Raw genomic sequence first — 8,334 nt, 5'->3', positions numbered from 1 at the left:
CCCGGGAGACGACCGGGTTGATAGGCCAGAGATGGAAGCCGGGTGACCGGTGGAGTTGACTGGTACTAATAGGCCGAGGGCTTGACCGTAGATGTTCGCGTCCACTGTGTGGGTTCTGAGACCACGACCCGTCTGCCGGCGGTTGCGTGTGTGTCATGGTGTTTCGGTGGTCACAGCGTGAGGGAAACGCCCGGTTACATTCCGAACCCGGAAGCTAAGCCTTTCAGCGCCGATGGTACTGCATGGGGGACCGTGTGGGAGAGTAGGACGCCGCCGAACGATTATTCAGCCTCGGTCTTCGAGTTTCGACTCGAAGACCGAGGCTTTTTCGTGTTGTGATCGGTTCCGTGCCGGAGGGAGTCGGGGGTTCGGCTCTTGGGGTGCGGCGCCGCGGCCCCGTGGCGCCACGGGGCCGTGCGGGTGCCGGCGTCAGGCCGGGAAGCGGCGGACGAGGCGGCGTTGCCGGGGCGTTTCGACGGCACGGGGGGAGTAGTGCTTCCTGACGTGGGCCACGGCCTCGTCACCGGGCAGCCCGTCCGGTACGGCGAGGGATGCGGGGACAGGGTGACACTCCCCGGGGAAACGGGCGGCGGGTTGTCGTGCGGGAAGCTGACCGTCCTGGCCGAGGGCGACCGGGCGCAGTTGGTCGGGGTCTGCATGAGCCCTGGAGCACCGGGGGACGGGGTTGGCGGCGCAGCTCCTCGAAGCGGCTGTCGAGTGGTCCTGGGCGCGTCCGGCCGTCGAGGGGGTTCGGCTGTACGTGCACGAGGACAACCACATGGAGCTGCCCAGGCCTCGCCGTCGAAGGGTCAGAGGCGGCCGGCGGCCTTGAGGGCGAGGTAGGCGTCGGACACGGCCGGGGCGAGCTCGTCGGGGGTGGCGTCCACGACGGTGACACCGCGGCGGCGGAGCCGGGACGCGGTGTGGTGACGCTCTGCCTGTGTTCGGGCCGCGGCCGCGGCTCCGTAGACGGCGTCGAGTGTGCCGCGTGCGGTGGCCATCTCCTCGATGCGGGGGTCGGCCACCGATGCGACCAGGACGGTGTGGCGCTGGGTGAGGAGAGGGAGTACGGGGAGCAGGCCCTCCTCCACGGGGGAGGGATCGAGGCCGGTGAACAGGACGACGAGGGAGCGTTGAGGAGCGTTGCGGAGGATGGCCGAAGCCATGCCCCGGGCATCGGACTCGACCAGTGCCGGTTCCAGCGGTGCCATCGTCGTGACCAGCGCGGGCAGCAGATTGTGGGCGGTGCGGCCCTGGACCGCGGCGCGCACCTGGCGGTCGTAGGCGAGAAGGTCGAAGCGATCGCCCGCGCGGGCGGAGAGGGCGGCCAGCAGCAGGGCGGCGTCCATCGCGGCGTCGAGGCGCGGGATGTCGCCCACCCGGCCCGCCGAGGTGCGCCCGGTGTCGAGGACGGCCAGGATGCGGCGGTCGCGTTCGGGGCGCCAGGTGCGGACGGCGACGGTGCTCTGGCGGGCGGTGGCGCGCCAGTCGATTGACCGGGTGTCGTCGCCGGGGATGTACTCGCGGAGGCTGTCGAACTCGGTGCCCTCACCGCGGGTGAGGACGCTGGTGCGCCCGTCGAGTTCACGGAGCCGGGAGAGCCGCGAGGGAAGGTGCTTGCGGCTGGTGAAGGCCGGCAGGACGCGCACTGTCCAGGGGACGGAGTGACTGCCCTGGCGGGCGGCGAGGCCGAGCGGGCCGTACGAGCGCACGGTGACACGGGCGGCGTGGTGGTCGCCGCGCCGGGTCGGGCGCAACTGTGTGGTGAGGCGGCGGCGTTCCCCGCCGGGTACGGTCAGCCGGTGCCGGGAGGCGGTGATCTCGGAGCCGGCCGTCCAGACACTGGGCGGCCAGGCGTCTCGGAGGTGCGCGCGGAGCGGGCGTCCGGCGGGATTGGTGACGGTGAGCCGGACTTCGGCGGGCTCACCGAGTCGAACTGATGTATCACCGGAACGGGTGAAAAGGAGCTTTCGGACTGGTGCCGCGCGTCCCAGGTCGTACAGAATTGCGATCAGCAGGGTGAGTTCAACGGCGAGCAGGCCGGTCCAGCTCGGGAGCAGGAAGCCGACGAGGAGCGCGCCGAGGGCGGCGATGAGGGCTGTACGTCCGGTGAGAGCCATCGGTCAGTCCGCGTCGTCTCAACGGGGCACGGGGACATGGGCGAGCAGCGAGGAGATCACGCTGTCCGCGGTGACGCCCTCCATCTCGGCCTCGGGGCGCAGTTGGATGCGGTGTCGCAGGGTGGGCAGGGCGAGCGCCTTCACGTCGTCGGGAGTTACGTAGTCGCGTCCGGTGAGCCAGGCCCAGGCGCGTGCGGTGGACAGCAGTGCGGTGGCGCCGCGGGGTGAGGCGCCCAGGGACAGTGAGGGGGATTCACGGGTGGCACGACAGATATCGACGACGTAGCCGGCGACTTCGGGGGAGACGGATGTCGTGGCGACCGCGGCCCGGGCCGCGTCGAGTTCCGCGGGGCCGGCCACACGGCGTACGCCGGCGGCGGTGAGGTCGCGGGGGTCGAAGCCCTCGGCATGCCGGGAGAGCACCTTGATCTCCTCCTCCCTGGAGGGCAGCGAGACCTGGAGCTTGAGCAGGAAGCGGTCGAGCTGGGCTTCGGGGAGGGGGTAGGTGCCCTCGTACTCGACGGGGTTCTGGGTGGCGGCCACCAGGAAGGGGTCGGGGAGCTTGCGTGCGGTGCCCTCGACGGTGACCTGCCGCTCCTCCATGGCTTCGAGCAGGGATGCCTGGGTCTTCGGCGGGGTGCGGTTGATCTCGTCCGCGAGGAGGAGGTTGGTGAACACCGGGCCGGGCTGGAAGGAGAACTCGGCCGTGCGGTTGTCGTAGATGAGCGATCCGGTGACATCGCTCGGCATCAGGTCGGGGGTGAACTGGACACGCTTGGTGTCGAGTTCGAGAGTGGCGGCCAGGGCGCGGACGAGGAGGGTCTTGGCAACGCCCGGGACGCCCTCCAGCAGTACGTGTCCGCGGCAGAGCAGGGCGACGACAAGTCCGGTGACGGTGGCGTCCTGGCCGACCACGGCCTTGGAGATCTCGCTGCGCAGAGCCTCGAGGGCGGCGCGGGCGCTGTCTGCGGAGGGGGCGCTCACGGGGTGCGGTCCTTGTCTCTCGGAGATGGGGTGATGCGGCTTTCGAGGAGGTCGAGCCGGTCGGCGAGCCGGACGAGGGCTTCGTCGTCGGCGGGGGCCGGGCCGAACAGAAGGCTGTGGACCTGGACGCCGTCGTCTCCGGTGCGGGCGGCGACGGCCGGGCACAGGGCCTCGGAGCGGTGTGCCTGTGCGGTGGGTACGCCGGCGAGGGGGGCGATCCGGGCGCGAGTGGCCGAGCGCAGCGCCTCGGCGGCACGTTCGCGCGCGTTCGCCTGGCGGTAGAGGCGGGCGCGGCCCTCGGTCGCCTCGGACGCCGGGACAGCCACGGGCAGCCGTTCGGGGACGAGAGGGCCCAGGCGCCTGGCCCGCCAGAGCGCGGCGAGGACCGCGGCGATCGCGAGCTGGAGGGCGCCCCACCGCCAGCCTGAGGGGATGAGATCGAAGAAGCTCTCGTTGCCGCTGTCGGTGGCGGCAGCGTCGTCCAGGGAGGGGAGGTACCAGACCAGATGAGGACGGGAGCCGAGGAGTTGCAGGGCGAGCGAGGCGTTGCCGTGGTCGTCGAGACGGTGGTTGTAGAGCAGGTCAGGTGCACCGAGCACCACGGTGTCACCGTCGCCGGTCTCCGCGGGGAGCCTCAGCAGCGTGGGCAGTTCGCCACTGGGGTAGCAGGCCTCGACCGAGGAGGCGGAGGTGGTGTAGGTGATGCCGCCGAGTTCGGCCGCGCCCGCGCGCCGGGCGTACCGGGCGTCGCAGCCGGGGCTGAGCACCTCGACGGAGGCGGGCTCCACGGCGCGTACGTCCGGGGCCAGGGTGCCCAGCGAGGCGGGGCCCGGGGCCAGCAGGACGGTGCGGGCCCCGCTGCCGGATGCGGCGGCACCCAGCGCGGACTGCTGGCGTGCGCTGAGCAGATCGGGGTCGGTTACCAGCAGTGTGGTGTCCGGGCCCAGTGCCTCGGTGGCCTCGGCGATGCCGGTGACGACGGTGGTGTCCACGCCGCGGTCGGCGAGGAGTTCGGCGGTGGCGCGGCTGCCGTAGCGGTCGGCGGAGCGGGGGTCGAGCAGTCCGTGCTGCTCGCCGGAGCGGAGGGCGGCGATGACCAGGCCGGCCAGCGCCAGGACGGCCGCTGCCAGCAGCAGACCGCGGGCGCGTCCCCACAGCTGGCGTGCGGTGGGCGATACCGGGGTTGCAGCGGTGCCGGACGGGGTGGGCGGTGCGGTCGTCATACGGCGCCTCCGCCGGGGGCCGCGGGGAGGAGGTGGCCGCCGGTGAGGTGGGGCCTGCTGTGCCGGACGGCTTCGTCGAGGTCCCGCAGCCGCAGGTACGCGGCCTGGTCGGCCGGTCGTCCGGCGTATGTGACCTCGTCGAAGGCGAGGGCGGCGGCGTACAGGCCCGTGGTGTGGTCCGGGAGGACCCGGGCGGCTTCGGCGGCGGCCTCGTCGGCGGTGCGGCCGGGGCGCGGGTCGAGCAGGGCGCGTTCCTCCAGAGAGCGGACGAGGGCGCGCATCCTCTCCTGGAGGGCCTCGCTCCAGCGGGAGGCGGAGGCGTACCGCTCGGCCGCGGCGCGGTGCTCGTCGGCGCTGCGCGGGCGGTCGTCGAAGAGTTCGCCGCGCCCGGCGGCCCCGGGCGCACGGCGCAGTGCGCCCATGCGCAGCCGCAGGCCGACCAGGAGGAGCACGACGAGCAGGGCGACGACCGTGAGGCCGACCCAGCCGCCGGGCGTGGCTCCGGCGGCTGTGTCGAGAAGGTCGCCGATCCGCTCCCACACCCAGTCGAGAAGGCGCCGCAGCAGGCTCGGGTCGTTCTCGTGGTACATGGGTTTGGACAGTTCGTCCTCGGCGGCCTCGCGCGCCGGGACGCGCGGGGTCGTCACCGGCACCCCGTCGTCGGAGCCGCCGGAGTCGTCGGAGCGCACGGCGAACGGGCCCTCCCCCACCGCCGTGCGCGTGCCCGCGGACCGCGTCACCACATCAGTTCCCGGGGATGGTGCCGTCGGTGGGCCGTTCGTAGCCGGGAACTCCCGCGGCGCGGGCGAGTTCGAGGTCGAGGGCCTCGCGGCGGATGCGCTGGTCCATGTACAGGAGGGCGGTGACGCCCGCGCTGAGCGGGAGGGTGACGGTGGATGCGAGTACCGCGCCGATGCCGACGACGATCAGGTACGTCCAGGTGACCTCGGCGAGGCTGCCGGTCATGAAGCTGTCGATGCCGTCGCCGCTCAGTACCGGGGCCAGCAGGGAGGCGGGAAGCTGGATGATCATGCTGATCATGAAGACCAGCACCACCGTCAGGAGCTGGATGCCGAAGATGCGCCACCAGGAGTTCCGCACGAGTTTGGCGGAGCGCCGGAGGGCGGCGAGGACGCCCTGCCGCTCCAGCATGAGGGCGGGAGCGGAGAGGCAGTAGCGGACCCACAGCCAGACGGCCGCCGCGGTGCCCGCGAGGCCGCCGAGGAGGCCGATGCCTATGCCGGCCACTTCCGAGCCCGCCGCGCCGAGGAGGATGCCGGGCAGGAGACCCAGGGTGATGGCACCGGTCACGATCAGTCCCACCAGCAGCGTCAGCCCGAGCAGGCGGGCGAGCTGCGGCCGGGAGTCGCGCCAGGCCTCCCCGGTGGACACCGGGCGGCCCAGGACTGCACGGCTGACCACCACGGTGAGCATCGCGGTGGCGATGACCGTGCCGACCAGGGTGGCCAGCGACTGGACGCCCAGGGCGCTGAACGTACCGCTGAGGGCGTCCAGGACCTCGTCCGTGGTCGGTTCCGCCTTGGTCTCCAGCGCCTGCAGGCCGCTGTTGTCCCGCATCCAGACGCCGGTGGCCACGGTGGAGGCGAGCTGGATCATGATCGCGACCGCGAGCGAGATGCCCAGGACCGTCCGCCAGTGGGCCCGTGCGGTGGAGACCGCCCCGTCCAGGATCTCGCCCACGCCCAGGGGGCGGAGCGGGATGACACCGGGTTTGGCCGCCGGCGGCTGGTTCCAGTTCCCCCAGCCTCCCCCGCCCGGCGGCGGGGGAGGAGGCGCACCCCAGCCCTGCGGGGCGGCGGGCGGCTGCTGCGGCGACCAGTTCGTGGGCGGCTGGCCCGGTGGAGTCTTGTCGATGGACACCTTGTCGGTGGGCTGCCCGGAAGCACCGCTACCGGATGCGCCCCCACCGGACGCGGGGGGAGGATCGGAAGGGGAGGATCCGGGCGAGACCCAGCCCGGAGAGTCACTCACAGCAGTTCACCTCGTGTTCTCGCGGCCTGTCCGTGGGGATGTATCGGCTGGTTGGCAGCCATCGTGCCATGGGCCGTCGCGGAACGGAGCGGGCCCCGTGGCTCCCGGTTGCCTTCGACTGATGGTCGGGAGAAGGGGCAGACTGTCCGAATGGTTGACCAGACTGAGGAACGATCCACGGCTTCGGCGCCCGATGACGCACCCGTTCCCGTTCCCGCGCTGCGCTGGGAGGAACCTCCTGAGGGGCCGGTGGTGGTGCTGCTCGACCAGACCCGGCTGCCCGCCGAGGAGGTCGAACTCGTCTGCACCGATGTGCCCGCCCTGGTGGAGGCGATCCGCTCGCTCGCGGTGCGCGGGGCGCCGCTGCTGGGACTGGCGGGAGCGTACGGCGTCGCGCTGGCCGCCGCCCGCGGCTACGACGTGACCGATGCGGCCGAGCAGCTCAGGCACGCGCGTCCGACCGCGGTCAACCTCGGGTACGGGGTGCGCCGGGCCGAGCGGGCCTTCCGGGTCGCGGCCGACGGCGGCGCGGGATACGAGCGGGCGGCCGCCGCGGCGCTCGCCGAGGCCCGCGCACTGCACCGGGAGGACGCAGAGGCGAGCGGGCGGATGGCCGAGCACGGCCGGGCGCTGCTGGGCGAGCTGCTGCCGGGCGGCGGCTACCGAGTCCTCACCCACTGCAACACCGGGGCGCTGGTCTCCGGTGGCGGGGGCACCGCTTTCGGTGTGGTGCGGGCCGTGCACCACGCCGGCGAGCTGCGCAGGCTGTGGGTGGACGAGACCAGGCCGCTGCTCCAGGGGGCGCGGCTGACGGCGTACGAGGCGGCCCGGGAGGGCATGGCGTACACGGTGCTGGCGGACAACGCGGCCGGTTCGCTGTTCGCGGCGGGCGAGGTGGACGCGGTGCTGGTCGGCGCGGACCGGATCGCGGCCGACGGCTCGGTGGCGAACAAGATCGGCAGCTATCCGCTGGCGGTGCTGGCCCGCTACCACCACGTGCCGTTCGTGGTGGTGGCGCCCGTGACCACGGTGGACCTGGAGACGGCCGACGGCGGTTCGATCGAGGTGGAGCAGCGCCCAGGCCACGAGGTGACGGAGTTCGCGCCGCCGACGGTGCCGGGGGCCGGATCGGAGCCGGGCAGCGGCATCCCGGTGGCTCCGCTGGGCGCGCAGGCGTACAACCCGGCCTTCGACGTCACTCCGGCGGAACTGGTGACGGCGATCGTCACCGAGCGGGGCGTGGTCTCACCGGTCACCGGGGACGCGCTGGCCGAGCTGTGCTCACCCTCACCGTCACCCCGGGAAAAGTCACGATCGGGTAATGGGATGATGGACGCATGAAGGGACGCGTCCTGGTCGTCGACGACGACACCGCACTGGCGGAGATGCTCGGCATCGTGCTGCGCGGCGAAGGCTTCGAACCGTCGTTCGTGTCGGACGGAGACAAGGCCCTCGCCGCCTTCCGCGAGACCAAGCCCGATCTGGTGCTGCTCGACCTGATGCTGCCGGGCCGGGACGGCATCGAGGTGTGCCGGCTGATCCGCGCGGAGTCCGGGGTGCCGATCGTCATGCTCACGGCCAAGAGCGACACCGTCGACGTGGTGGTGGGCCTGGAGTCGGGGGCCGACGACTACATCGTCAAGCCGTTCAAGCCCAAGGAGCTGGTGGCCCGCATCCGGGCGCGGCTGCGGCGGTCGGAGGAGCCCGCGCCCGAGCAGCTCGCCATCGGAGACCTGGTCATCGACGTGGCGGGGCACTCGGTGAAGCGCGACGGGCAGTCCATCGCGCTGACCCCCCTGGAGTTCGACCTGCTGGTGGCCCTCGCCCGCAAGCCGTGGCAGGTCTTCACCCGCGAGGTGCTCCTGGAGCAGGTGTGGGGCTACCGCCACGCGGCGGACACCCGGCTGGTCAACGTCCATGTGCAGCGGCTGCGCTCCAAGGTCGAGAAGGACCCGGAGCGGCCCGAGATCGTGGTGACCGTACGTGGCGTGGGGTACAAGGCCGGACCCAGCTGA

General features: G+C 72.5%; 8 protein-coding genes and 2 rRNA genes. 5 read left to right on the top strand and 5 right to left on the bottom strand.

The features are described 5' to 3' along the window. The 3 genes from ACLIYP_RS31025 to ACLIYP_RS14455 all read left to right on the top strand — a co-directional run. Positions 1 to 89, top strand: a 23S ribosomal RNA gene (locus tag ACLIYP_RS31025); the annotation flags it as partial. A gap of 73 nt (positions 90 to 162) precedes the next feature. Continuing rightward, positions 163 to 279, top strand: a 5S ribosomal RNA gene (gene rrf / locus ACLIYP_RS14460). A 385-nt stretch (positions 280 to 664) separates the two neighbouring features. Beyond that, positions 665 to 832: a GNAT family N-acetyltransferase gene (locus ACLIYP_RS14455; RefSeq protein ID WP_412713535.1), complete on the top strand. Its 168-nt coding sequence runs from the start codon at positions 665 to 667 to the stop codon at positions 830 to 832. Here the strand turns inward: ACLIYP_RS14455 and ACLIYP_RS14450 are convergent. From ACLIYP_RS14450 to ACLIYP_RS14430, 5 genes are read right to left on the bottom strand one after another with little or no spacing between them, the layout of a single operon-like run. Beyond that, entirely contained in the window at positions 810 to 2,120 is a 1,311-nt protein-coding gene (locus ACLIYP_RS14450) for a DUF58 domain-containing protein (protein ID WP_412713531.1), read from the bottom strand. The two genes, ACLIYP_RS14455 and ACLIYP_RS14450, sit on opposite strands and share 23 nt — an antisense overlap. 18 nt (positions 2,121 to 2,138) lie before the next feature. After that, positions 2,139 to 3,104 carry an AAA family ATPase gene (locus tag ACLIYP_RS14445; RefSeq protein WP_412713530.1) on the bottom strand — a complete coding sequence of 322 codons (966 nt, stop codon included), beginning with the start codon at positions 3,102 to 3,104 and terminating at the stop codon, positions 2,139 to 2,141. After that, positions 3,101 to 4,327, bottom strand: a complete 1,227-nt coding sequence (locus tag ACLIYP_RS14440) for a DUF4350 domain-containing protein (protein WP_412713529.1) — start codon at positions 4,325 to 4,327, stop codon at positions 3,101 to 3,103. Before ACLIYP_RS14440 ends, ACLIYP_RS14445 begins: the two co-directional genes overlap by 4 nt. Next, the gene (locus ACLIYP_RS14435; protein WP_412713534.1) at positions 4,324 to 5,037 is read right to left on the bottom strand and encodes a DUF4129 domain-containing protein; all 714 of its coding nucleotides are present in this window, start codon (positions 5,035 to 5,037) and stop codon (positions 4,324 to 4,326) included. Before ACLIYP_RS14435 ends, ACLIYP_RS14440 begins: the two co-directional genes overlap by 4 nt. Before the next feature lie 34 nt (positions 5,038 to 5,071). Then, positions 5,072 to 6,208 (bottom strand): hypothetical protein, encoded by a 1,137-nt coding sequence (locus tag ACLIYP_RS14430; RefSeq protein WP_412713528.1) that lies wholly within the window; start codon positions 6,206 to 6,208, stop codon positions 5,072 to 5,074. Between the two features lie 261 nt (positions 6,209 to 6,469). Between ACLIYP_RS14430 and mtnA the strand changes: the two genes are divergently transcribed. Then, positions 6,470 to 7,660: an S-methyl-5-thioribose-1-phosphate isomerase gene (gene mtnA, locus ACLIYP_RS14425; protein WP_412713527.1), complete on the top strand. Its 1,191-nt coding sequence runs from the start codon at positions 6,470 to 6,472 to the stop codon at positions 7,658 to 7,660. Beyond that, positions 7,657 to 8,334 carry a two-component system response regulator MtrA gene (mtrA, locus tag ACLIYP_RS14420; protein ID WP_014061181.1) on the top strand — a complete coding sequence of 226 codons (678 nt, stop codon included), beginning with the start codon at positions 7,657 to 7,659 and terminating at the stop codon, positions 8,332 to 8,334. Before mtnA ends, mtrA begins: the two co-directional genes overlap by 4 nt.

The sequence above is a fragment of the Streptomyces nanhaiensis genome (assembly GCF_046614825.1).
Taxonomy (GTDB): domain Bacteria; phylum Actinomycetota; class Actinomycetes; order Streptomycetales; family Streptomycetaceae; genus Streptomyces; species Streptomyces radiopugnans.
This window is presented reverse-complemented; position numbering and strand designations above follow the sequence as displayed.

What these genes read in the sequence shown, in the direction of transcription:
- mtrA (WP_014061181.1), top strand. Translation starts at nt 7,657, where the DNA reads ATGAAGGGACGCGTCCTGGTCGTCGACGACGACACCGCACTGGCGGAG.
- mtnA (WP_412713527.1), top strand. Translation starts at nt 6,470, where the DNA reads ATGGTTGACCAGACTGAGGAACGATCCACGGCTTCGGCGCCCGATGAC.
- ACLIYP_RS14450 (WP_412713531.1), bottom strand. Translation starts at nt 2,120, where the DNA reads ATGGCTCTCACCGGACGTACAGCCCTCATCGCCGCCCTCGGCGCGCTC.
- ACLIYP_RS14440 (WP_412713529.1), bottom strand. Translation starts at nt 4,327, where the DNA reads ATGACGACCGCACCGCCCACCCCGTCCGGCACCGCTGCAACCCCGGTA.